Here is a 23,014-nt window from a genome sequence, read left to right as displayed (position 1 = left end):
TTATGATTATTGGCGTAGCAAAAGAGATTAAAAACAATGAAAACCGTGTGGGCCTGACTCCGGCAGGGGCAGAGGATCTTTGTAGAGCAGGGCATACTGTATTAATTGAAAAAAATGCAGGTATTGGTAGCGGCTTTTCTGATGAAAGCTATAAGCAAGTAGGAGCTACGATTATCGCTGATAAAAAAGAATTATTTGATACCTCAGAAATGATTATTAAGGTGAAAGAGCCGTTGATGCCAGAGTATGAATTATTTCATGAAGGTCAAATTTTATTTACGTACTTACATTTAGCTCCCGAGCCTGAACTAACGAAGGCATTATTAGAGAAAAAGGTGATTGGTATTGCCTATGAAACCATTGTAGGCCGGAATAATTCATTGCCTTTATTATCACCAATGAGTGAAGTGGCGGGTCGTATGGCAGTACAAATTGGTGCACAGTTCTTGGAAAAGCCTTGGGGCGGCAAAGGCATCCTTCTAGGAGGCGTACCTGGGGTAGAATCAGGTCAAGTCGTAATTGTTGGTGGTGGCATTGTAGGTACGAATGCAGCTAAGATGGCTGTTGGTATGGGTGCACGTGTTACGATTCTTGATAAATCGACAGATCGTCTTGCTTACTTAGATGATATTTTTGGTGGTAGAGTAACGACTGTTATGTCAAATAGCTATAATATTGCAAAATGGGTAAAACAAGCGGATCTTTTAGTGGGCGCTGTACTCATACCTGGAGCAAAAGCCCCTAAGTTAGTGAGCGAAGAAATGGTAAAAACCATGGAAGCTGGTTCCGTCATTGTAGATGTGGCAATTGATCAAGGAGGTTCAGTTTCAACGATTGATCGAATTACAACTCATAGCGAACCTACCTATACCAAGCACGGCGTAATCCATTATTCTGTAGCCAATATGCCAGGAGCGGTGGCTCGCACGTCCACCTTGGCCTTAACAAATTCAACATTGCCATATGCGCTGCAGATTGCTAATAAAGGCTGGAAACAAGCCCTTATTGATGATGCAGGATTGGCAAGAGGACTTAATGTTTATGATGGAAAAGTAACATTTAAGGCTGTAGCCGATGATCAGAATTTACCTTACACTCCCGTAACAACCGTATTAAGTTAAAAAGTTTGCTGGTGATTAAACCTGCTCTAAGACTCCCATTTTTTATAAGTGGGAGTTAAGAGCCGCTAAGTGCGATTGAGATTCAGATGAGTAAAAACTCTATCGCCACCTTTAGTAAATCAACAAAGTAGCAAAAAGCATACTCATATCTGTGCTAAGAGTATGCTTTTTGCGTATATTATAAAATTAATTATCTGAATATATAGAATAATGAGATGATTGAATTTCCGCCATATCGGTGTATGATAGTTTATAATAAGGCCTGCATGGATTGTAAGGAGGTGGTCATAAAATAACCTACCGTAATCCCAAGTATAATATATGAGGGGGAGAATTTGTGGAAAAAAATAATGCATTGCAGGAAGGATTGCATCGGGGATTAGAGGAACGTCATATTCAGTTAATTGCATTAGGCGGAGCGATTGGTGTAGGGTTATTTCTTGGAGCTGGTGCTGCAATAAAAGCTGCCGGCCCATCATTGATACTTGTATATTTTCTGGCTGGTATTATTATGTTCTATATTATGCGTGCCCTAGGTGAAGTAACAGTTGCTTATCCCGTTTCCGGTACCTTTAGTGCCCATTCCAATATTTTCTTAGGGCCTCTGGCTGGTTATATTACAGGATGGACGTACTGGTTTATGTGGGTTGTCACATGTATGGCAGAGATTACGGCAGTTGGGGTATATTTTTCCTTTTGGGTGCCGGAAGTGCCCCAGTGGATTCCTGCCTTGTGTGCTTTGGTTTTAATGGCATCTGTTAATTTAGTCAGTGTTCGTGCTTTTGGTGAGTTTGAGTTTTGGTTTGCTTTAATTAAAGTAGTAACGATTTTAGCGATGATTGTGGCTGGCTCGGCCATGATCGCTTTTGGTGTTGCCAATCATGGGGTGGCAATCGGCATTTCCAACCTCTGGTCTAATGGCGGGTTTTTCCCTCATGGTATAGAAGGTATGATTATGGCGAGTACCATGGTAATGTTCTCCTATTTAGGCATTGAATTGATTGGAGTTACAGCCGGTGAAGCAAAAAATCCTGAAAAATCCTTACCGGCTGCGATTGATAAAGTGTTCTGGCGTATTCTCATATTTTATGTTGGTTCCTTAACGATCATAATGTCGTTATATCCCTGGAATCAAATTGGCACAATGGGCAGTCCTTTCGTTTTGACTTTCAATAAACTTGGAGTAAGGGCAGCAGCTGGCATTATCAACTTCGTAGTACTGACTGCAGCCTTGTCTTCTTGTAATAGTGGGCTGTTTAGTACAGGCAGAATGCTTTATAACTTATCATTACAAGGAAAAGCTCCAACAATGTTTAGTAAATTAAATGACCGCCATGTTCCTGTAAAAGGAATTTTGGTTTCGTCAGGTTTCTTATTGATCGGCGTAGTACTTAATTATATGGTTCCTGCACAGGTATTTGTGTATGTTACAAGTGTTGCTACCTTTGGTGCACTTTGGATATGGGGAATTATCTTGTTGATTCAGCTGAAGTATCGCGAGAGTTTGTCACCTGAACAAATTGCGCAAATTAAATATCCGATGCCTTTTTCACCTATATCCAATTGGATCAGTTTAGCTTTCTTAGCATTCGTTGCCATAGCCATGTTCTTTAATCCAGATACTCGTGTTGCATTGTATATTGCGCCAATCTGGTTTGGACTGATCGCTGCTTCGTATTATGCGGCAGGAATGCATAAAGGTAACGGAGATAAAAAATCTCTTCAACAATAGATGTATCTCTTTGTAATGAAAAAAACACCGCTGAAGGTGTTTTTTTCATTACTAGTGGCTACGATAAGATCCTTTTCTTGCAGGGAAATACTGCAAATGAGACGAATAATAAGACGTTGCAGTATTGTGTTCTTAGGAAGGGTTGATTATAAATGATGGAAAAAAACGCTGTAATCTTGCAGCGACGTATAGCTTCATTTTTAGTTCTACTACTGATGATGATTTTTATTTTGGCAGTGCGCATTGGCTGGCTGCAGTTTATCGACGGTGATCGTATGGCCGCAAAGGTGGCAAACCAAGTGAAAGACAGTCAGATTTTACAGTCGCCTCGTGGAACGATTTATGATAGGGAAGGACGGGAATTGGCAGTTAGCAATTTAACCAAGTCCTTATATGCCGATCCTTCTGAAATTAAAGACCCGGATAGTATAGTATCGCTGTTGGCTCCGTTATTAGAAATGCAGCCTGGAGATATGAAAGAAAGATTATCTGCAGGGGGACGTTTTATTTGGATCAAGCGCATGATCGAACCTGGGGTAACAAAGCAAATAGAGGCTGTGATCAAAGAATCTAATCTTAGAGGCCTAGGCTTTTTAGAAGAAAGTAAGCGGTATTATCCCAATGATAATTTGGCTGCTCACGTTTTGGGATTTGTGGGTACGGATGACGTTGGTTTAGATGGCATGGAAATGGCATTGGATAAAGTCATTAAAGGAACCTCTGTGGAACACTTTGTTGATACCGATAGCCGGGGCATCCCCATTTTTAAGTCTATTTTTACATTTGCTCCACCTAAGCAGGGGAAAAATGTATACCTTACCTTAGATAGTACAATTCAATTTATTGTTGAGCAGAGCTTGGATAAGGCAATGCTGACCAATCGCCCCCAGGGGGCAACCGTGATTGTCATGAATCCCCACACGGGAGAAATACTGGCCATGGCCAATCGGCCTACTTATAATCCCAATCAGTTTTATAAATATAGCATGCGGGAGTGGAAGAATCGGGCAGTGGCATATAATTATGAACCCGGATCTACCTTTAAAAGTGTTGTAGCAGCTGCTGCATTGCAGGAAGGACAGTTGTACCCCGAAGAGCGATTTATTGATAATGGCTATGTAGAAGTGTCAGGGCGGCGTATTCGAAATTGGAGTGATGAAAGTTATGGAAATGTTTCCTTTGTCGAAGTTATTGAACAATCCATTAATACCATTTTTGTACAGATTGGTATGAGGCTGGGAGCTTATAAATTGATCGAATATGCCAAGGCCTTTGGTTTCGGCAAGGCAACGGGTATTGAATTACCCGGTGAGGAAGAAGGGTTGTTATTTAGGCCAGAAGATATGCGTGACTCAGATGTGGCGACGATGTCCATTGGGCAAAGTATTGCTGTCACACCATTGCAGCTCATTACGGCTGTATCGGCGATTGCCAATGATGGAGTACTCTTAAAGCCGTACATTATCAAAGAAGTACGAAATGTGGATGGTTCTATTGAGCGTGAAGGGGTCACTCAATCGGTGCGTCAGGCGATTAGCCCCGAAACAGCGAATCGGTTAACGGCCTTAATGGAAAAGGTGGTATTGGAAGGTGGCGGTAAAAAAGCTTCTATTAAAGGATACCGTTTTGCCGGGAAAACAGGTACAGCAGAAAAGCTGCAAGATGATGGCAGTGGCTATTCTGCAGGACGTTATGTAGCCTCATTTGTTGGCTTTGGTCCAGTAGAAGATCCTCAAGTTGCAATTTTAGTTGTCCTTGATGATCCTAAAGGAAGCTATTATGGAGGTGAGATTGCAGCGCCCATTGCAGGCGAAATTTTAGGGAAAATTATGCGTCATCTTAATATTTACCCTCAAATTGCCAATGAATTTCCTGCTCCAAAAGAAAATATTCAAACGAGTTCGATGCCCTTGCCTAACATTCAAGCCCCTCCAGGAAAGGTAGTTGTACCGAATGTGGTTGGAAAGAGCATCCGTGAAGCAGGAGATGCATTAACGCAAGCAGGACTATCGATTGTTCCTGTGGGAACAGGTGTTGCGGTAAGACAAAGTATAATGGCAAATACAATTGTAGAAGCAGGAACAGAGATTAACGTTTATTTTGAAGCACGATAGAAATACTAACAAATAAATAAAGGGCGGCTTTAAGCCGCCCATGCATACGATTAAGGCTGTTTGTTCGCATCATATTGAGCAGTTAATGTGCTGTTCATTGCTTGAGTGGTAGTTCCGCTCATGCCGGATTCATATTGCTCAATCATTCTGCGAACCATTTGTCCGCCCACACGTCCGCAGTCAGCGGAAGTCATGGTTGACCAACCTTGAGCACGTACTCGATCAGCAATTCCTAACTCGCTAGCGATCTCAAGCTTCATGCGATCGAGAGCGTTTTCCGCGCCTGGGTTAACAGGTTTGTTACTTCTGGCCATTGATAATCACCTCCTTGTGTTGGTGTAATCATAGTATCAGCGAAATAGAAAGTGATTATTCGAGTTTATATTATGTAAATAGTTCCAATCGTGTAATAAACATCGAATGTGAATCATTGAACTTATTGCTATGGCAGGAAATCATCCTTTCATGACGAATTAATTGTATGAAAATGGTAAACGTGGAGTGAAGTATATGCATGAAATGTCCATTGCTCAAGGAATATTGGACATCGTATTAAAAACTGCTGCAGAGCATAATGCGGTAAAGATAAGTTGCATTAAACTGCTAATTGGCCAGATGACTCAAGTTGAGCCTGAATCTCTTAAATTTGGCTTTGCGGCTTTAGCTGCAAATACGATAGCTGATGGCGCAGTGGTAGATATTACGATTATACCTCTGGTTGGCAAATGCAATAGCTGTGGGCAGCAATTTACAGTGGAACGATATTCTTTCCTATGTCCCTTATGCCACTCGGCTAATATCCTAGTGGTATCGGGCCGAGAGTTAGCAGTTGATTATCTGGAGGTAGAATAAAGTGCAAATAAAAGTAATGACTAATATTTTAGAGAAAAATGATCAGGTTGCTGCTGCATTGCAGGAACGATTTGAAAAAGCAGGTATCTTTGTAATAAATTTACTAGGGTCACCTGGTTGTGGCAAAACGTCTTTATTAGAAAAGACCATTAAAGCATTAAAAGAAACACTTTCAATCGCTGTTATTGAAGGTGATTTATTTACGGCGAAGGATGCCGAGCGTATTGAACAGCATGGCGTACCTGTGGTGCAGATTAATACAGGCGGTGGCTGTCATCTAGATGCGAATATGATTCAAGGCGTGCTTGACTGTCTTGATCTTGGGGAACTTGATATTATTGTTATCGAAAATGTAGGAAATCTGGTTTGTCCGGCGGAATTCAATATTGGTGAGGACTGTAAAGTAACGGTTCTTAGTATTACAGAAGGTGACGATAAACCTTTAAAGTATCCATTAATCTTTAAACAAGCCAGCGCTGTCATTTTAAATAAGGTAGATTTACTGCCATATACTAATTTTGACCTAAAAGCTGCAGAAAAAGACATTACTGCTATTCATCCTGAAGTTACCCTATTGCCGGTTTCATGCCAGACTGGTGAAGGACTTGAAGCTTGGTTCAATTGGCTTATGAAACAAGTGCAAATAAAAAAAGGCAAGGAGAGCAAGTGATGCTTAATCTGCAAAAGCTGGCACAAGAAATTGAACGTGTACGCATACACCTTCATGAATTGGTAGAAAAAAAATCAGGTAATTTAATAGACCTAGAAGTTGCAGAAGTCAGTATTCAATTAGATAAATTAATTGTAGAATATGAGAGAGTAAAGATGCAGCACGTAAGACGATGATCTTATTTCATAGGTACAAAGCCCCCAAAATAACGTCTCTTTGTCACCTATTTTTTGCTTAGGAGGGTAAGATATGTTTAATCGACCTGTATGGGCAGAGATTGATTTAACAGCTATTGCTCATAATGTAACCGAAATCAGAAAAGCAACAAACCGTGATGCAAAAGTTTGTGCCGTTGTTAAGGCTGATGGGTATGGGCATGGAGCGGTAGCTGTTGCACGGACTGCATTACAGGCGGGAGCAGACCGTTTGGCCGTAGCGATTGTCAATGAAGCAGTAGAATTACGAAATGCAGGGTTTGAAGTGCCCATTTTGGTGTTAGGGTATACGCCAGTTTGTCAGGCTGATCTAGTGGTCAAGAATAATATTACGCAAACGATATTTTCTCTTGAATCAGCACAGGCTTTATCAGCGGCGGCCATATCAGCAAGTAAAACAGCTAAAGTACATCTTAAAATCGATACGGGAATGGCTAGAGTCGGCGTTAGCCCAACTGATGCAGGCGTTTTTGCAGCAGCAGTAGCCGCTTTGCCCGGAGTTGAAATCGAGGGCGTATATTCTCATTTTGCTACTTCTGATAGCTGGGACAAGGCCTTTACCTATGAGCAATACCGGCATTTCTTAGAAGCTATTGAATACATTAAGGGACAAGGCATTCACATACCCATCCGCCATATTGCCAATAGTGCAGCGTTATTAGAATTGCCCGAGATGCATCTGGATATGGTACGGCCTGGCATTATTCTGTACGGGTTATGGCCTTCAAATGAAGTAAAAAAGAGTTTGCTGCTTAAACCAGCGATGAAGTTTAAAGCTCAAGTCGGCTTTGTCAAGGATGTACCGCCTAACTCGTCTATAAGCTATGGAAGGACTTATTATACGGATCAAAGGAGTCGAATTGCAACTCTGCCCGTAGGCTATGCAGATGGTTGGTCTCGTTTGCTGGCGGGTAAGACGCAAGTATTGATTCATGGTCAGCGGGCCCCTATCGTCGGACGAGTCTGTATGGATCAGTGTATGGTTGATGTCAGCGATATTCGGGATGTTACCATTGATGATGAGGTGCTTTTATTTGGCGGAGCTGAATTGCCAGTAGAGGAGATTGCTCAGATCATGGGAACAATTAATTATGAGATCGTATGCATGGTAGGAAAAAGAGTGCCTAGGTATTATATCAGCAAGACTTCTTAAAAAGTATCCTAATACAATGCAGTAAATATAAGACCCACCCACCTTTATATCTGGTGAGAGTGGGTCTTTTCTACTCATTTGCTTGATGCTTGTCAGGAAAATTCGCCTATTGTAAGTCTTTTGGTGGGAAGGTAGGAAATTAATAGAATATGTCGAATATACTTCTAGAAATAAGTTGGAGGTGTTGGTGTGGTTGGTGAGAAAGATTGGGAGTTGTTTAAGCAAAAGTTTAATGCAAAATCAAGCATTAACCTTAATGATTATAAACCGGCTCAGATGCAGCGACGGATTAATAATTTAATGACTCGGTATGGTGTGAATACATATGTAGACTTCTTTAACTTATTGGATAAAGATGCGAAGATGTACAAGGAATTTGTTGATTATATGACAATCAATGTAACAGAATTTTTCCGAACACCAGAAAAATTCTCTGAGCTGGAAAGCAAAGTGCTGCCAGATTTATTAGCACAAAGTCCTAAACTTAATATTTGGAGTGCTGGCTGTTCTGTTGGTGCTGAGCCATATTCCTTAGCAATGATCTTAAAGGATATAACGCCAAATGTAAAACATCGAATTTTAGCTACAGATTTGGATGTAGAAATGCTGGCAAAAGCCAAAAGTGGTATATATACCAATACTGAGTTCAAGAATATTTCTACTGGCAGAGCTTCTAAATATTTTAAACAAGCTGGTACTACCTATACGATTGATGAAGATATCCGTTCTCGGGTAGAATTTAAACGTCACAATTTATTGCTCGATAAATTTGATACCGGATTCGATTTAATTTTATGTAGAAATGTAGTTATTTATTTTACCGAAGAGGCAAAAGATGGCTTATATCGAAGATTTTTAGGTGCTCTTAAGCCTGGTGGCGTATTGTTTGTAGGTGGTACGGAAGCCATCTTAAATTTCCGTGATATTGGCTTTAGCCAATACATGCCATTTTTTTATCGTAGACCTCTATAAAGCAAACGAATTCTATTTTTAGTAGTAGTCATCAGTCGGTACTAGAGTGCTCCCCAGCTGGATAACAAACGAAAGGTACGCAATAAATATTGCAGTAAGATTTTACTATTCGTGCGTTCTTCTATGGTTTGGCCGGATGTAATGTCTACGGTTTTTATTGCTTGCTCATGAACAAGAAAGACAATTTCACCAATCTTTTGCCCCTGATATACAGGGGCTTTTATTTGTTCTGGTAGATTAACATAGACGGTAACATGCTCATAATCTGCGGTTGGCACTACTACACTTGCATTATTACTCACTACCGCATCAATCAGAGGTCCAAGACCTCCTTCTACAGGAATCGATCCTAAAATATCACCTTTAACAGCATATTCATATAGTTCAAAGGCATCAAAGCCGTATTTTAATAATTTCATGGAGTCATACCAACGGGAATGATCATGAAGTACAACCGCAATTAATTTCTGATTTCCCCGAGTAGCGCTGGAAATGAGGCAAGGGCCCGCCTGATTGGTGGTTCCTGTTTTGACTCCGTCCGCCTCTTCCAATAACCATAATAGTTTATTGGTATTTTTGAGACTTTGATCGTGTTCTTTGCCTTTTCGATCGAGCCATTCAATATTCGTTTCTTTCGTGTTCACAATCATAGAAAAAGTCGGATTGGTTAACGCATATCTGGCAATCCAGGCTAAGTCAAAGGCTGTAGAATAATGGTTGACAGCAGTCAGACCATGGGGATTGACAAAATGGCTATTGGCAGCATCCAATGATTGGGCCTTATCATTCATAAGCATAACGAAATTTTCGACAGAACCAGCCAAATGCTCCGCGATCGCCACGGCTGCATCATTGCCTGAACGCATCAAAAGACCGATCACTAGCTCCCGCATGGAAATGAGCTGCCCCGTACTTAAATGCATGGAAGAACCTGTTGTATTGGCAGCTCGAGCGCTGACCTTTACCTCTTCATCTAGTCGTCCGCTTTCAATAGCAATGATGGCTGTTAGTACTTTTGTGGTACTGGCAGGAGCATTGCGAATATGACTATTCTTTTCAAAGAGAATTTGCCCTGTTTTTGCATCTATTAAGATGGCTGCTTGAGCCTCAATTTTTGGTGGTGAGCTATTGGCAATGGGTGTAGCTAAAGTAAAGAATAGGCAAAATAGGAGTATGACGTTACGAGCAAATGATATCCACATATGCATCCCCCTCGTGAATGGCTTTTATAGTATATTGCTGTTATGGCATAATCATGCAAAAACATAAAGCATATCTTTCTAGTCTTTTGCGTAATATCCACTGAGGTAGTGATAGGAGGTAAGGATGATATGAAACGAGGAAGTTTAGTTTTCGCAGGCGTAATAGGAATTATTTTTTCTGCTGCTGTAATGGTAGATGGAGTTGTAAAGGATAATGATAAAGCAATACGAAAAGTCCCTACGACTCATAAAGTAGTGGCATTAACAGTGGACGATGGTCCACACAATATGATGACACCGCAGTTATTAGCAGTTCTTAGAGAAAAAAATGCAAAAGTAACATTTTTTGTTCTCGGCGAGCATGCTGCTGCTCATCCGGAAATAGTAGCACAGGAGGTAGCTGATGGACATGAAGTGGCCTCCCATGCTTATAGGCATAGGTTTTTATCCAAAATAAGTAAGGAAGAAATGATTGAAGAACTCGACAAGGCTGAAAAGGCAATTATGGCAGCTGCTCCGAAACCTGTATTGTTTCGTCCTCCTGGCGGAGCCTACAATGATGCTATAGTGGCAGAAGCAGAGCTGCGTGGATATACGACGATCTTATGGTCAGTGGACCCTGGTGATTGGCGGCGGCCTAGTGTCTCTTCTCTTGTTGAGAACGTAATGAATCATGTAAAGCCTGGCAGCATTGTGTTATTGCATGACGGTCAGTATCCGCTGCCTACACCAGAGGCCCTTGGTATTATAATTGATAAACTTCGTGAGCAAGGTTACAGCATTGTTACAGTCAGTGAGCTATTGCAGTATTACGAAGTTCGTAATTAGAATGTGCCAGACTTTAGGGTGGACTTATTCAGTGTGTTGATACGGTTCTAGATTCTGCCAGTGAGATTTGATAAGCTGATCAAACCTTACCATTGTAGCAGTGCGTTCGTTGCGCAAGCCTTGAATCGAGCTTAACAGATTTTGATTAAAAGCATAGACTTTATGCTTGGGTACAAGAAGGGGAGCAGAGTATTCTCGCAACTTTGTAGCTACTTTCATATTTACCTTAAGCTGTTTAATAACGACTCCCGCCTCTAATAAATCAGAGCCATCATAGCGATAAATAAGACAATTGGGCTGAATACGGTCGATCACATTTTTGCTTTCCCCGTCCATAACAATATCTGCATTGCAATCCGGGCAGTTTTTTGCCTGGGTGGTCATCCAAGTATGACAATTGGAACAAATCATTCCATCCATGTATACACCTCCTAGGACTAGTTTGTCCAATCATAGATGGAAATATGAAATAATCGGTCAAGGCATTAATCTCCTAAAGGGAAGGTTATATCCTGGAAATAGAGAAATAAGAAAAGTATTAAAAACGTCTTTATGGTCATGAAAAGGAGATGCAGATATATGATTTGGAATCAACAAGTAGAAACCTTGTCTCGTACGGATATGACAGCATGGCAATCTTATAAACTAACAAAAATAATAGAGCGAGTATATGAAAAAAGTATCTTATACCAAATTCGCATGAAAGAATGTGGGCTGCTGCCAGAAGATATTACAAATCTGGATGATCTGAAAAAACTTCCTGTTACTACGAAACAGGATATAGCAGCTAATTATCCTTATGGACTATTAACGATGCCAGTGAGTGGTGTTGCCTATATTCATAAAACGCTAGAGGATCAAGACCATATTGCAGTGAGTTATACCCGAAATGATATGGCTATGTGGAGTGAATTAATGTCCCGTATACTGGTTGCTGGAGGGGTGAATGTGACCTCTATTTTTCAATGGGTGGGTATGATGAAAGAAAATGCACCCAGCTTAGGGGTGCATTTTGGAATACAGCAAATTGGCTCAACCTTACTGCCAGACAGTGGGAGCAGTATGCTCGCACAGTTGCATTTAATCGAGGATTTTGGTATTACCTCTATATTTTCTATTGCTTCACATCTGCTCCAGCTTGCACAAGAAGCCGGTATGAATGGGTATAAGCCTGCAGAATTACCATTGCAGAATATTTTCTGTGATAGTAATCTTGTATCCCAAAGTCAAAGTGAAACAATTCAACAGATTTATGGGAAAAAACCAATCCAAGTTTATGGCATGTATGACATTTGGGGAATGGGGATTGCAGGAGAGTGCCATTGTGATGCTGGTTTGCATGTTCAAGAGGATTGTTTTTATCCTGAGATTCTACATCCTATAAGTGGACAAGTTCTGCCCATGGGAGAAATCGGTGAATTGGTTCTTACCAGCCTGACATTGGAGGCGATGCCTCTTTTGCGTTTTACCACGGGTATGCTATGTAGTTTAGAGGACAGCCCATGTGCTTGTGGACGGACGTTGATACGAATAAGAAAAGAAACAGAAAAGAAGGACCTTTAGCCATGTGGATAAAGATGGTAAGTCTACACCTCATGGTGTAGTAGTAAAACCTTCGGAAGCAGAAGATATTAATTAGAAGAAAGAGCGAAGGCTTTACTGAAAAAATAAAATGTACAAAGGGTTCTGAGATTTCTCATCTTTAGAACCCTTTATACATTTATTTTTTAATAGTAATCGCCACTATCACGATATTGCTTTACAATATCAATGAGATGATTACTTTCTGTATGTTTTCCTAACAGTTCAAAAAAATGATGGGAATCTTCAAAACTAACACTCCAGGAAAAGGCCCCATCTGCAGTGTAATAAGCAAAAATGATTTCTTGCTCTAGATCTTCTGGTATAATACCATCACCATCAGTGACTAAGGCGTAATCGCCATTATTTAGTGTTTCATAAAGAAGAGCAGTACAGCCATCTTCATTTTCTGTTTCATAAAAGCCGAAAGGTTCATAAAAATCTAATACTGTGTTGTCACTCATTTTAAATCATCCTTTTATTATTAGTAGTAAGAGTATAACCAATTGTTAGGATTGGTATCTATGTATCCAGGAAAAATTGCTGGACAAAGCAACTAGGATTTTTGATGGTGTTAGAATTCCAACTAAAATCAAGTCTTCTTTATCTTAAAATAGTAAGGCGCATTTGACAAGTAATTTTTGAGATAATCTTAGAGGTGTGATAAACTTTTCAATAACAATGCATGAAAAAAATGTATAATCTCGTTGTAAGGTACAGGAGTTGATCGATATGAAAATTTTAGTGGATGCAGATGCTTGTCCTAAAAATGCATTGCAAATTTGCATGGAATTGGGACGCAAATACCATATCCCTGTCTGGACGGTAGCTAGTTTTAATCACATGATTGTATCGGATCATCATGTGGTAGTGGGCGATGGTTCTCAGGAAGCTGATATTAAGGTCCTGAATCTGACACAAGCTAAGGATATAATTGTGACCCAGGACTGGGGGCTCGCAGCAATGGTCCTGGGGAAAAAAGCGTATTCCTTAAGTCCGGTAGGGAGAATATTTTCCAATGATAATATTGAATTTTTGCTGGAGGAGCGAGAAGTCAAAGCCAAATTGCGCCGCGGTGGCGGCCGAACGAAAGGTCCCAATAAACGAACGGCAGAAGAAGATAAACGATTTTATCGCTCGTTGGAAGAATTGTTAGCTGACGCAGCCAGCTTGGATGCTTCCTTGCAATGATGATTTGATATTAGAATCAGCATTTATAAGTTTTGTAAGTGAAAAAACATAAGAAATTATGAACCACAAAGGCACAATGCCGCTGATGCGGCACACAAAGGAGTGCACAAAAAAATATAAATAAAATCCTTTGTGTCCTTTGCGTCTTTGTGGTTCGTTTTATATTTTTTAAAAGGGGATATCAGAGAGTTACTATAGATTGAGGTGTAGAGGATGTTATCTTTTTATTTAACGGTCAGTGGCTATGGTGAGGCGGAAATTGAGATTCAAAAATCACGATTTATTGCTTATGTACAACGTGCAGAACAGGAAGAAGCTGCAGTCGCTTTTGTAGAACAAATTAAGAAAAAGCATTGGAATGCTACTCATAACTGTTCTGCATATGTAATAGGAGGGAATGATCAGTGGCAAAAAGCAGATGATGATGGTGAACCGTCAGGTACGGCTGGTAAACCAATTTTAGAGATCATCAAGAAGAATCAATTAAAAGATACGGTGATTGTCGTTACGCGCTATTTTGGCGGCATTAAGCTGGGGGCGGGAGGTCTCATTCGTGCCTATGGCAAGAGTGCCAGCGCAGGTTTAAAAGCCGTAGGAATTACCCAGCGACAAAATCATACACGCATTGGGGTAGAGATTGACTATACTTTTTTGGGAATGCTGGAAAATCAGCTTAGGCTGCAAGGTTATCGAATTGAGGATAAAATATTTACCGATACAATACGATTGATTGTATTAGAAAAAGTGGGGCAAGAAGAAATTCTGGAACAAAAGGTTATCGATTGGACGGCAGGCCAGGTTAGATTAACCCGTGAAGGAGAAGTCTATGTGGAGACGCTTGTTACTTGTCAGGAGTAGGTAATATTATTTTGTAGGAATTTTTTATGTGTATCACGAAGAAGGTAGAAAATAGCGGTAGGAGGTCGGATTGTGCGATTTTTACATACTTCAGATTGGCATTTAGGCAGGTTGTTCCATGGGATTCATTTGACGAATGATCAGGCCCATGTACTGGATCAGTTTCTAGCTTTAGTACGTGAGAGTAAACCAGATGGGATTATTATTGCCGGAGATATTTATGATCGTGCCGTGCCGCCTATTGAGGCAGTAGAATTATTAAACCAATTAATCTCGCAAATTTTAGTAGACTACAAGGTGCCTACGATTATGATTGCAGGTAATCATGATAGTGCAGAACGTCTAGGCTTTGGCAGTCGTCTATTAGCGGCTCAAGGGCTGTATGTAGCAGGGGCATTAAGTCGGGAAATAGAACCTATTATTTTATATGATGAGCATGGACCGGTGTACTTTGCTCCGCTTACCTATGGAGAGCCTGCATTCGTTCGCGAACGTCTTTCTTGTCCTGATGTTTCAAATCACGAACAAGCAATAGAGGCTATGGTGCAGCATGTAATAAGAAAAATTCCAAATAAAGCACGTTCAGTTGCTATTGCTCATGCTTTTATTGCGGGGGGCATGGAGAGTGAATCGGAGCGTCCTTTATCTATAGGCGGCAGTAGTATGGTAAATGGGGCTGTATTTCAGCCTTTTTGCTATACAGCTTTAGGGCATTTACATAATTCTCAGCAGGCAGGAAATCCAAGCATTCATTATAGCGGATCACTGCTGAAATACTCTTTTGCAGAAGCTTCTCAGCGAAAAGGTATTCATTTGATCGAAATGGATAAAGTCGGGGGCATCACCGTTGAGAGAATTCCCTTATCTCCTCGTCGCGATGTTCGTTGTATAAAAGGCTATTTTAAAGATATCCTGGATCATTCCATTGATGAAGGCAATCAGCAGGATTATGTATCGGTAACGCTGCTAGATGAAATGCCAATCTTAGATGCCATGGGGAAACTGCGTGAGAAATATCCTAATGTACTGCAGATCGAAAGTCCGCGTTTTTTGAAAAAGGGTGTGTTGAGCGGCTTGCCTAAGGATCATCGTAAGCTTAGTGAAAAAGAACTATTTGCGGCCTTTTATCATCAGATGACTGGAGAAAATATGACACAGGAGCAGCAGATGCACTTAGTTAATGTGATCGAAACCGTATACCGTGAGGAACGGGAGGCGATTCTATGAGACCATTATGTTTAACTATGACGGCTTTTGGCCCCTATGCGCAACAGCAAAAACTTGATTTTAGGGAATTGCAGGATCGAACATTTTTCTTGATTCATGGCCCCACAGGATCAGGAAAAACGACAATTTTAGATGGTATGTGCTTTGCCTTGTTTGGTGATGCCAGCGGCACGCAGCGTGAAGGAAAATCCATGCGCAGCGATCATGCCGATAGTGCTGTAATTACAGAAGTGATTTTTGATTTTACGATTGGCGAAGCTTGTTATCAAGTAAAACGAATTCCAGAGCAGGAGCGGCCTAAGAAACGGGGAGAAGGCACCACCACTATGCTGGCACAAGCTGAATTGTGGAGTATGCCTTTAGTGGGTGAACCTATTTTGCTGGCAGCCAAATGGCTGGACGTTACGAAGCAGATTGAAACACTGCTAGGCTTTAAGAGCAGCCAATTTCGTCAAGTTGTGCTGCTGCCTCAAGGTGAATTTCGTAAATTATTAACTGCTAACTCCAATGAACGGCAAGAAATTATGCAGGCATTATTTAAAACAGACCTATATCAAAGGATTGAGGAAAAATTAAAGGACAAGGCTCTACAGCTAAAAAAGGCGAGTGATGAACAGAGCAAACAGCGTCAGTGGATTTTGCAGGAAGCCGGCGTAGCGCAAGATTATGAACTGCTGGATTCTATACAGCAAAATGAAAGGGAAGTAGAAAACGTACTCGTTCAGATTAAAAGTATCAGTGAAGAATTAAAAAGTGCTCAACAGGCTGTGAACCAAGGGGAAATCATACAGGGAAAAATTCAAGAAAAACAAAAAGCAGAGCAATTATTTGCGACGCTTATCGAGCAAAAGCCGATCATCGAAGAAGAACGAGCAGGTCTCCTGCAGGCAACGGCGGCAATGGGCTTGTTCGATGCAGAAAAGAATCGATCGAACTATGCTCAGGATGTACTGTCGTTGGAAGAGAACTGTAAGACTTATAAGGCTGAGCTGGATATTGAGATGCAGAAGCTAAAAGAGGCACAGCAGCGGTTTGAAATAGAAGCTGCTAAAGACGAAGAGCGGGAAATGCTGGTTCGGCAAATCATCCATTTACAGCAGATTGAGGATAAAATAAAACTACTGGAAAAAGCCTTAGAAACAGCAACGATAAGAAAAAGTGAACTGCAGCAGGCAGCAAAGAAAAAAGATGCTGTTGAACTCGAATATACGAAGATACAAGAAAAGATGGACCATATCATTCAAGAAGAACAGCAAGTTGTTCAACTTGCGTTAGAAGTGGGCAGCAGGGAAGTACAATGGCAGCATGCCCAAGGATTGCTTACGAAAAGTAGACTTCTAGAGGAACATAGGAAAAAATTTACCCAGCTAGAACAGCAAGTTTCTGCTTCTGACCTGAATTTAGCAGAGCTTGAGAAAAACTATGCGGCTGCTAAAAGCAGTCTCACCACATTGCAGCATGAATGGATGCAAGGGCAGGCAGCTTTCATGGCAAGTTCCTTGGCAGCAGGAGAGAGCTGCCCTGTCTGTGGTTCAGCGGATCATCCTAAGCTGGCCACTCTTAGAGGAATCATGCCGAATGAAAGTCAGTTGAAAACGGCTCAAAAGCAGATCGAACTTCTGGAACAAGAAAGAGATACTTGCCGCAGTCAGCACAGTTTGCTGCAAACCGAGAGGGATACATGGAAAAAACGGATTGCCGATCTTGCTGGAGAACTTAAAGAGCAAGCTGCATTACCTTTGCTAGAGTTAGATCTAAAAGTTCAGACTCTGCGTCAAAAGTATGAGCAAGCCTTGGTTGGAGAACAGCAGGTCAGGAATGTGACTAAGCAGTTGGAGCAGTTAAGAAAACAACAAGAGGACCTGCATAAGGAATTGGTTCAGGTGCAAGAAGCGTGGCGTCAGGCAGAACAGTCTTTTACAGCCGCAGAAACCATAGTGGCAGAAAGGCGTCTTGCGATACCCGAGGAACTGCAAGGGATGGGGAAATTGGCAGCAGCCCTAAAAAGTGCCCAAAATAAGCAAGAGCAATATAAAGCAGCCTGGGAACAAGCTCAGCATCATGTACAGCAGGGAAAGCAGCTGGTAACCCAGAAGCAGACACTCTTGGAAAATACCAAATATCGCTTAAAAGACAGCAAGATAAAATATGAAGAGGAACAAAACTATTTTGTAAAACGAGTAGCAGCAGCTGGATTTATGGATCAGCAAGACTATGAGAATGCGAAAAAGAGTCCAGAGAGTATGAGTCTTACTGCAAAAAAAATTGCTGCCTTTGATTCAGAATTTAGTAAAGCCACTCTGTTCCTGGAACAGGCTGCCCAGGCAGCGGAAAATCTGGAATTACCGGATATGCTGGGGTTGCAGCAAGTAGTTACAACTATGCAAAATCGATATAATGATATGTTTGCTGCACACACGAATCTAGAGGCACTTCTAAAACGTCAGCAAGCTTGGTTGAAAAAGATCAGTCAAGTGGATGAGGCCTTAGGGACATTAGAAGCCCAATATGCTGTGGCAGGACGTTTGGCAGAAGTGGCTAATGGCAGCAATGAGCACAAATTAACGTTGCAGCGATTTGTTTTAGGAACGTTATTAGAAAATGTAATTGTGGCAGCGAATGAACGTTTAAAAATGATGAGCCGCAGCCGTTATTCCCTGCAGCGAACCCTGGAGCGAGCCAGAAAAAACGCTGCTGGTGGTTTGGATCTAGAGGTTTTTGACAACTATACAGGCATTGCCAGAGGCGTGGGGACCCTTTCCGGGGGTGAGACCTTCTTAGCATCTTTGTCATTAGCTTTAGGTTTAGCTGATGTTGTTCAGTCCTATGCAGGCGGCATACATTTAGATACAATCTTAGTAGATGAGGGCTTTGGTACTCTTGATCCAGAATCCTTAGATTTTGCTATCAAGGCTTTAATCGATTTGCAGCAGGGGGGGCGACTGGTGGGGATTATTTCTCACGTTCCTGAACTAAAGGAAAGAATAGATGCCCGCTTAGAAGTTATGGCAACAGAAAGAGGCAGCACAGCCTGTTTTAAAATTGGTTAATTTATATAGATTTTGGTTATTTTATCTATATACTGTAGATGTATGTTTGCTATAAGCAGGAAAAGGGCGATAAATGACGAAATGTGAATAAATAAAAAGATAATCGAGAAGGGGTTTCAAGGATGACGACAAATACGACAATATCTTCAAACTTTATTGAAAATATTATTAATGAAGATTTGAAGAACAATAAAAATAATAAGAGGGTACATACCCGTTTTCCACCAGAACCCAATGGATATCTGCATATTGGTCATGCAAAGTCCATCTGTCTTAATTTTGGGCTTGCTCGGGATTATAACGGCTTATGTAATTTGCGCTTTGATGATACCAATCCAAGTAAAGAAGAAGTCGAGTATGTTGAATCCATTCAAGAAGATGTAAAATGGCTGGGATTTGATTGGGACGATCGTATGTTTTATGCTTCTGACTATTTTGAACAGCTTTATGAATGTGCTGTTCAATTGATAAAATCAGAAAAGGCCTATGTTTGTGACTTGAATCCCCAGGAAATGCGGGAATACCGGGGGACTTTGACTGAACCAGGAAAAAACAGCCCTTATCGCAGTCGTTCGATAGCAGAAAATCTAGAACTATTTGATGGTATGAGAACTGGAAAATTTGCCGATGGCTCTAGGGTATTGCGAGCAAAAATTGATATGGCATCGCCAAATGTAAATTTGCGTGATCCTATTTTATATCGTATTATGCGAGCTGAACATCATCGTACAGGTAATACCTGGTGCATATATCCTATGTATGATTTTGCTCACCCTATTTCCGATGCCTTAGAAGGAATTACTCACTCTATTTGTACCTTGGAATTTGAAGATCATCGTCCATTATATGATTGGCTGATTTCTTCTCTTGAGATGGAAAACCGTCCTCAACAGATTGAATTTGCACGGTTGAATGTTACCAATCTGGTAATGAGCAAAAGAAAACTTAGGATGCTAGTGGAAGAAGGTTTGGTGGATGGCTGGGATGATCCGCGCATGCCAACGATTTCTGGACTACGCCGTCGTGGTTATACGCCGGAAGCCATTCGTGATTTTTGTGAACGCATTGGCGTAGCCAAAAGCAATAGTACTGTTGATATTGCGATGCTGGAGCATTGTATCAGAGAAGATCTAAACAGTAAGGCTTTGCGAGCGATGGCAGTGCTGCGTCCATTGAAAGTAGTCATTACCAATTACCCTGAGGGACAGGTAGAGGAACTGGAAACGGAGAATAATCCAGAGCAGCCTGATATGGGCAATCGTAGTATTCCTTTCTCACGGGAGATCTATATTGAGCAGGATGATTTCATGGAAATTCCCATTAAGAAATTCTTCCGTTTGGCTCCCGGACAGGAAGTGCGTCTAAAAAATGCTTATTTTATCAAATGCGAAGAAGTGATTAAAGACCCGGAAACTGGTGAAGTGATGGAATTACGCTGCACTTATGATCCTGAAACCAAAAGTGGTACAGGAACAGCAACTCGCAAAGTGAAAGGGACGCTGCACTGGGTATCTGCTGCCCAGGCTGTTAAGGCTGAAGTGCGATTGTTTGATTATTTACTTGCAGAAGAAGAGACCGATCAAGGTGAAAAAGACTTCAAAGATGATATCAATCCCAATTCGTTGGAGAAACTTACATCTTGCATGCTAGAACCTAGCTTACTTCAAGCTACCCCTGATCAGCGTTACCAATTCATCCGCAATGGCTACTTCTGCTTGGATGCGAAGGATTCTACGGTAGAATTACCTGTTTTTAATCGTATTGTAGGATTGCGCGATTCCTGGGCAAAAGCGCAAAAAGCGTAAAAGATAAAGAGCTCGTCAACGAAGTGGCGGGCTCTTTATCTTTTGTCTTACCATAGTGTTCTTCGAAGTTCACATCATCCCTAGACCATGTAATACATGCAGCAACCAAAGGGAAACTGCAATGAAGAGTAAACCAAAAAGACCCAATTGAAGTTCCACCATGTATGAACTCCTTTTCTTTGTTATTTTTTATAAATTGGAATGACTTATCTACTTAGTGTTATTTTGTCCCGGAAATTAAAAAAATGTGCATTTTTTTTGTTTTTACAAAAGAAACCCTATTCCGAACTTAATAGGAATAGGGTTTCTATAAAGTAAAAACAGGAAGACTGCGTGTCTATTAGTTTTGCTGATTCGTTACAGTAGCACTACTATTGCTATTCGTTACAGTAGAAGCGCTTCCTGCGTTCAATCCCACAGCAGCGTTAGAGCTAAGACGATCTTCAATATTGGAAATATGCTGCTTCATATCTTGGGACATTTGGGTAAACATTTGTTGAGCCGTTTGGTCCTCAGTAGATGTGGCAAAAGATGCATAGGTTCCTTTAGCTGATTCAGCGGCAGCTAAAGCCTTTTCTAAATCTTTTTGTACGGTCATAAGATTACCTCCAGCATCCTTTTGTGGATGAGTTATCTGTTAGTATTCTTCCTGATTTTTGGTGTTTTATCACAGGATAATACTGGTATGGATCTTTTTTATATTTAAATCGTTTACCAAAGTGAATATAAAATGAAGATTTAAAGTAATCAAGAAAATATTGGATTTCTTCAACTTAGATAGCTGCAGTTCTTTGTTTTTGAATGATCTCAGATCACGACTGTTCTTAAATGGGAATAAAGGTTATGTATTTTATAAAACTTTTCTTGCACACTAGACAAGAAAGGTTTAAAATAAAATTCGCAGCAAAAAAATAATGCAAAAGATTGGGGCGGTGATAGTGAATTTCATGAAAAGAAAGATTTCGATTGTTGGTGTACCAATGTGGTTGGGACAGACTCGCTATGGTACCAACTTAGGACCCCAGGGTATCCGGTGTGCAGGGTTAATGGATCGTCTAAAAGGTATCGGACAGGATGTCGTAGATGAAGGTAATCTTTCTATTGGCATTACAGGATGCTTTAGACAAAGCGGCGAGAATATTAAAAATGTAAAAACCCTTGTTGATTCAAGTGAAAAGTTGGCAGCAAAGGTTTCAAATATTATACAAGAAGGGCGCTTTCCCCTTGTTTTAGGCGGAGACCACAGCATTGCCATGGGGACATTAGCTGGTATTGCAAAACATTATAAGAATATTGGTGTCATTTGGTACGATGCTCATGCTGATATGAATACGCCTGAAACATCCCCGACTGGCAATATTCATGGCATGCCTTTAGCAGCCAGTATGGGATTAGGTCATTCGGCTTTGACGAATATTGGAGGCTATCAGGGAAAAGTGAAACCGGAGCATATTGTGTTGATTGGTGCTCGGGATGTGGATCAAGGGGAGCAGCAGCTTATTGAGGAAAAACATATAAAAATGTACACTGCCAATGATGTTAAACGACTGGGCATGGAAGTAGTCATCGCCGAGGCAGTACGTTATTTATCAGAACGTTGTGATGGAATCCATTTAAGCTTTGATGTAGATGGTATTGATCCTGCAGAATTCCCGGGAGTAGGGACCCCCGTCGCCAATGGCCTTAGTTATAAAGAAAGTCTGCAGGCCGTACGGTTATTAGCGGCAGCTGAAAATTTGATTTCCGCGGAATTTGTAGAGGTCAATCCATTGCTGGATAAAGATGATATGACGGCTCGTCTTACTGTTAACCTGATTGGAGCATTATTTGGTGAGACTGCTAAAAGCAAACAGGTGCAAAGAACAGATCGAAAAAGAAGTGCTGAAGCGATATGACAAGGTGGGTTTAGTTCATAAGAGTTGGTCTACGACTTAGATTCTACCTTATTTTCATATTAACATTCTAAACAAGGCCAGGAAAGATTGCATAAAAATGTAATCTCTTCTGGTCTTTATTATGTTGCGGATATGAGTTTTTTATCGCTATATAATGCATTGAGAAAATTATATAGCGATTATTATAAATTATGACCGAGGTTTCTTATTCTGAGAAATTGTTATAAAGTGGTTGATCAATAGCTCCACTCGATTTAATTCTTGAAACACGAGTGGTAACCACTCTTGTTGATTGTTTAAAGTATTTTTTTCGAAGACTTGTAAATAGCCTTTGATGACTGTGAGCGGATCGCTGATTTCATTTACCAGCGTAATTGCATTCGCAGCAATTGCATCGACTTGAGAATTCTTGTATACTGTAGCTTGTTTTTTAGGTTTGTTGTCTATCATTTCCAATACATCCATTTTTCTAGAAAACGTTACTACCTGCACGAAACTGCCCCTCCTTTTTTAGCATCTTGCTTTTTTATTTAACGAGAATTAGTGTC

22 protein-coding genes are annotated in these 23,014 nt (G+C 40.8%); 16 read left to right on the top strand and 6 right to left on the bottom strand.

All coding sequences use genetic code 11. From position 1 onward, the window contains the following. The first annotated feature begins 2 nt into the window (after nucleotides 1-2). From ald to JBW_RS22865, 3 genes are all read left to right on the top strand, one after another. Complete coding sequence (gene ald / locus JBW_RS22875) at nucleotides 3-1,121, top strand: alanine dehydrogenase (protein ID WP_007954965.1); 1,119 nt, start codon at nucleotides 3-5, stop codon at nucleotides 1,119-1,121. 337 nt (nucleotides 1,122-1,458) lie between these two features. Beyond that, nucleotides 1,459-2,853 (top strand): amino acid permease, encoded by a 1,395-nt coding sequence (locus JBW_RS22870; protein WP_007954967.1) that lies wholly within the window; start codon nucleotides 1,459-1,461, stop codon nucleotides 2,851-2,853. Between the two features lie 152 nt (nucleotides 2,854-3,005). Continuing rightward, on the top strand, nucleotides 3,006-4,967 hold the full coding sequence (locus JBW_RS22865; protein WP_007954972.1) for a penicillin-binding protein: 1,962 nt from the start codon (nucleotides 3,006-3,008) through the stop codon (nucleotides 4,965-4,967). A 50-nt stretch (nucleotides 4,968-5,017) separates the two neighbouring features. Here the strand turns inward: JBW_RS22865 and JBW_RS22860 are convergent, their stop codons facing one another. Beyond that, a complete protein-coding gene (locus tag JBW_RS22860; RefSeq protein WP_007954973.1) occupies nucleotides 5,018-5,281 on the bottom strand; it encodes an alpha/beta-type small acid-soluble spore protein in 264 nt (87 codons plus the stop codon). 196 nt (nucleotides 5,282-5,477) lie between these two features. Here JBW_RS22860 and hypA point away from each other — a divergent pair, with 196 nt between their 5' ends. The 5 genes from hypA (at nucleotide 5,478) to JBW_RS22835 (ending at nucleotide 8,829) form a co-directional block, all read left to right on the top strand. Then, nucleotides 5,478-5,819, top strand: coding sequence for a hydrogenase maturation nickel metallochaperone HypA (gene hypA, locus JBW_RS22855; protein WP_007935831.1), 342 nt, complete (start codon nucleotides 5,478-5,480; stop codon nucleotides 5,817-5,819). Nucleotide 5,820: 1 nt separating this feature from the next. Next, nucleotides 5,821-6,489: a hydrogenase nickel incorporation protein HypB gene (hypB, locus tag JBW_RS22850; RefSeq protein ID WP_007954974.1), complete on the top strand. Its 669-nt coding sequence runs from the start codon at nucleotides 5,821-5,823 to the stop codon at nucleotides 6,487-6,489. Continuing rightward, nucleotides 6,489-6,665 carry an aspartyl-phosphate phosphatase Spo0E family protein gene (locus JBW_RS22845; RefSeq protein ID WP_007954975.1) on the top strand — a complete coding sequence of 59 codons (177 nt, stop codon included), beginning with the start codon at nucleotides 6,489-6,491 and terminating at the stop codon, nucleotides 6,663-6,665. The genes hypB and JBW_RS22845 overlap by 1 nt, the downstream gene beginning before the upstream one ends. 73 nt (nucleotides 6,666-6,738) lie before the next feature. After that, a complete protein-coding gene (alr, locus tag JBW_RS22840) occupies nucleotides 6,739-7,857 on the top strand; it encodes an alanine racemase (RefSeq protein ID WP_007954976.1) in 1,119 nt (372 codons plus the stop codon). Nucleotides 7,858-8,046: 189 nt separating this feature from the next. Continuing rightward, a complete protein-coding gene (locus JBW_RS22835) occupies nucleotides 8,047-8,829 on the top strand; it encodes a CheR family methyltransferase (RefSeq protein WP_007935824.1) in 783 nt (260 codons plus the stop codon). Nucleotides 8,830-8,870: 41 nt separating this feature from the next. Here JBW_RS22835 and JBW_RS22830 read toward each other — a convergent pair whose 3' ends face one another. After that, the gene (locus JBW_RS22830; RefSeq protein ID WP_007954978.1) at nucleotides 8,871-10,031 is read right to left on the bottom strand and encodes a D-alanyl-D-alanine carboxypeptidase family protein; all 1,161 of its coding nucleotides are present in this window, start codon (nucleotides 10,029-10,031) and stop codon (nucleotides 8,871-8,873) included. 129 nt (nucleotides 10,032-10,160) lie between these two features. Between JBW_RS22830 and JBW_RS22825 the strand changes: the two genes are divergently transcribed. Further along, nucleotides 10,161-10,859 (top strand): polysaccharide deacetylase family protein, encoded by a 699-nt coding sequence (locus JBW_RS22825; protein ID WP_007954980.1) that lies wholly within the window; start codon nucleotides 10,161-10,163, stop codon nucleotides 10,857-10,859. Nucleotides 10,860-10,883: 24 nt separating this feature from the next. Here the strand turns inward: JBW_RS22825 and JBW_RS22820 are convergent, their stop codons facing one another. Beyond that, nucleotides 10,884-11,279 carry a hypothetical protein gene (locus JBW_RS22820; protein ID WP_007954982.1) on the bottom strand — a complete coding sequence of 132 codons (396 nt, stop codon included), beginning with the start codon at nucleotides 11,277-11,279 and terminating at the stop codon, nucleotides 10,884-10,886. Nucleotides 11,280-11,438: 159 nt separating this feature from the next. On the opposite strand from JBW_RS22820, the gene JBW_RS22815 reads away from it, so the two are divergent. Continuing rightward, nucleotides 11,439-12,422 (top strand): phenylacetate--CoA ligase family protein, encoded by a 984-nt coding sequence (locus JBW_RS22815; RefSeq protein ID WP_007954983.1) that lies wholly within the window; start codon nucleotides 11,439-11,441, stop codon nucleotides 12,420-12,422. Between the two features lie 164 nt (nucleotides 12,423-12,586). Here the strand turns inward: JBW_RS22815 and JBW_RS22810 are convergent, their stop codons facing one another. Beyond that, nucleotides 12,587-12,904, bottom strand: coding sequence for a hypothetical protein (locus JBW_RS22810; protein ID WP_007954985.1), 318 nt, complete (start codon nucleotides 12,902-12,904; stop codon nucleotides 12,587-12,589). A 268-nt stretch (nucleotides 12,905-13,172) separates the two neighbouring features. Here JBW_RS22810 and JBW_RS22805 point away from each other — a divergent pair, with 268 nt between their 5' ends. The 5 genes from JBW_RS22805 to JBW_RS22785 all read left to right on the top strand — a co-directional run bounded on the left by JBW_RS22805 (nucleotide 13,173) and on the right by JBW_RS22785 (nucleotide 20,571). Next, entirely contained in the window at nucleotides 13,173-13,631 is a 459-nt protein-coding gene (locus JBW_RS22805) for a YaiI/YqxD family protein (protein WP_007954987.1), read from the top strand. A 213-nt stretch (nucleotides 13,632-13,844) separates the two neighbouring features. After that, nucleotides 13,845-14,489 carry a YigZ family protein gene (locus JBW_RS22800; RefSeq protein ID WP_007954990.1) on the top strand — a complete coding sequence of 215 codons (645 nt, stop codon included), beginning with the start codon at nucleotides 13,845-13,847 and terminating at the stop codon, nucleotides 14,487-14,489. 72 nt (nucleotides 14,490-14,561) lie between these two features. Then, nucleotides 14,562-15,716: an exonuclease SbcCD subunit D gene (locus JBW_RS22795; protein ID WP_007954995.1), complete on the top strand. Its 1,155-nt coding sequence runs from the start codon at nucleotides 14,562-14,564 to the stop codon at nucleotides 15,714-15,716. Continuing rightward, a complete protein-coding gene (locus JBW_RS22790; protein WP_007954997.1) occupies nucleotides 15,713-18,766 on the top strand; it encodes an AAA family ATPase in 3,054 nt (1,017 codons plus the stop codon). Before JBW_RS22795 ends, JBW_RS22790 begins: the two co-directional genes overlap by 4 nt. Before the next feature lie 122 nt (nucleotides 18,767-18,888). Beyond that, the gene (locus JBW_RS22785) at nucleotides 18,889-20,571 is read left to right on the top strand and encodes a glutamine--tRNA ligase/YqeY domain fusion protein (protein ID WP_007954998.1); all 1,683 of its coding nucleotides are present in this window, start codon (nucleotides 18,889-18,891) and stop codon (nucleotides 20,569-20,571) included. Nucleotides 20,572-20,911: 340 nt separating this feature from the next. On the opposite strand, the gene JBW_RS22780 is transcribed toward JBW_RS22785, so the two are convergent. Further along, on the bottom strand, nucleotides 20,912-21,169 hold the full coding sequence (locus JBW_RS22780) for a DUF1657 domain-containing protein (RefSeq protein WP_007955001.1): 258 nt from the start codon (nucleotides 21,167-21,169) through the stop codon (nucleotides 20,912-20,914). 349 nt (nucleotides 21,170-21,518) lie between these two features. Here JBW_RS22780 and rocF point away from each other — a divergent pair, with 349 nt between their 5' ends. Continuing rightward, nucleotides 21,519-22,466 (top strand): arginase, encoded by a 948-nt coding sequence (gene rocF, locus JBW_RS22775; RefSeq protein ID WP_235334099.1) that lies wholly within the window; start codon nucleotides 21,519-21,521, stop codon nucleotides 22,464-22,466. Nucleotides 22,467-22,655: 189 nt separating this feature from the next. Here rocF and JBW_RS22770 read toward each other — a convergent pair whose 3' ends face one another. Then, entirely contained in the window at nucleotides 22,656-22,958 is a 303-nt protein-coding gene (locus tag JBW_RS22770) for a hypothetical protein (protein WP_007955005.1), read from the bottom strand. Nucleotides 22,959-23,014 lie beyond the last annotated feature (56 nt).

Origin of the sequence: Pelosinus fermentans JBW45 (genome assembly GCF_000271665.2) — a bacterium.
In the GTDB taxonomy this organism is placed as follows: domain Bacteria; phylum Bacillota; class Negativicutes; order DSM-13327; family DSM-13327; genus Pelosinus; species Pelosinus baikalensis.
The sequence above is the reverse complement of the archived record's forward strand: the minus strand, read 5'-3'. Positions and strand labels throughout refer to the sequence as shown.

Excerpts from the sequence above, each read along its gene's own strand:
- rocF (WP_235334099.1), top strand. The coding sequence starts at position 21,519 with ATGAAAAGAAAGATTTCGATTGTTGGTGTACCAATGTGGTTGGGACAG.
- ald (WP_007954965.1), top strand. The coding sequence starts at position 3 with ATGATTATTGGCGTAGCAAAAGAGATTAAAAACAATGAAAACCGTGTG.
- JBW_RS22820 (WP_007954982.1), bottom strand. The coding sequence starts at position 11,279 with ATGGATGGAATGATTTGTTCCAATTGTCATACTTGGATGACCACCCAG.
- JBW_RS22830 (WP_007954978.1), bottom strand. The coding sequence starts at position 10,031 with ATGTGGATATCATTTGCTCGTAACGTCATACTCCTATTTTGCCTATTC.
- JBW_RS22785 (WP_007954998.1), top strand. The coding sequence starts at position 18,889 with ATGACGACAAATACGACAATATCTTCAAACTTTATTGAAAATATTATT.
- JBW_RS22865 (WP_007954972.1), top strand. The coding sequence starts at position 3,006 with ATGATGGAAAAAAACGCTGTAATCTTGCAGCGACGTATAGCTTCATTT.
- JBW_RS22805 (WP_007954987.1), top strand. The coding sequence starts at position 13,173 with ATGAAAATTTTAGTGGATGCAGATGCTTGTCCTAAAAATGCATTGCAA.
- JBW_RS22790 (WP_007954997.1), top strand. The coding sequence starts at position 15,713 with ATGAGACCATTATGTTTAACTATGACGGCTTTTGGCCCCTATGCGCAA.
- JBW_RS22800 (WP_007954990.1), top strand. The coding sequence starts at position 13,845 with ATGTTATCTTTTTATTTAACGGTCAGTGGCTATGGTGAGGCGGAAATT.
- JBW_RS22825 (WP_007954980.1), top strand. The coding sequence starts at position 10,161 with ATGAAACGAGGAAGTTTAGTTTTCGCAGGCGTAATAGGAATTATTTTT.
- hypA (WP_007935831.1), top strand. The coding sequence starts at position 5,478 with ATGCATGAAATGTCCATTGCTCAAGGAATATTGGACATCGTATTAAAA.
- JBW_RS22780 (WP_007955001.1), bottom strand. The coding sequence starts at position 21,169 with ATGACCGTACAAAAAGATTTAGAAAAGGCTTTAGCTGCCGCTGAATCA.
- JBW_RS22810 (WP_007954985.1), bottom strand. The coding sequence starts at position 12,904 with ATGAGTGACAACACAGTATTAGATTTTTATGAACCTTTCGGCTTTTAT.
- alr (WP_007954976.1), top strand. The coding sequence starts at position 6,739 with ATGTTTAATCGACCTGTATGGGCAGAGATTGATTTAACAGCTATTGCT.
- JBW_RS22860 (WP_007954973.1), bottom strand. The coding sequence starts at position 5,281 with ATGGCCAGAAGTAACAAACCTGTTAACCCAGGCGCGGAAAACGCTCTC.
- JBW_RS22845 (WP_007954975.1), top strand. The coding sequence starts at position 6,489 with ATGCTTAATCTGCAAAAGCTGGCACAAGAAATTGAACGTGTACGCATA.
- JBW_RS22815 (WP_007954983.1), top strand. The coding sequence starts at position 11,439 with ATGATTTGGAATCAACAAGTAGAAACCTTGTCTCGTACGGATATGACA.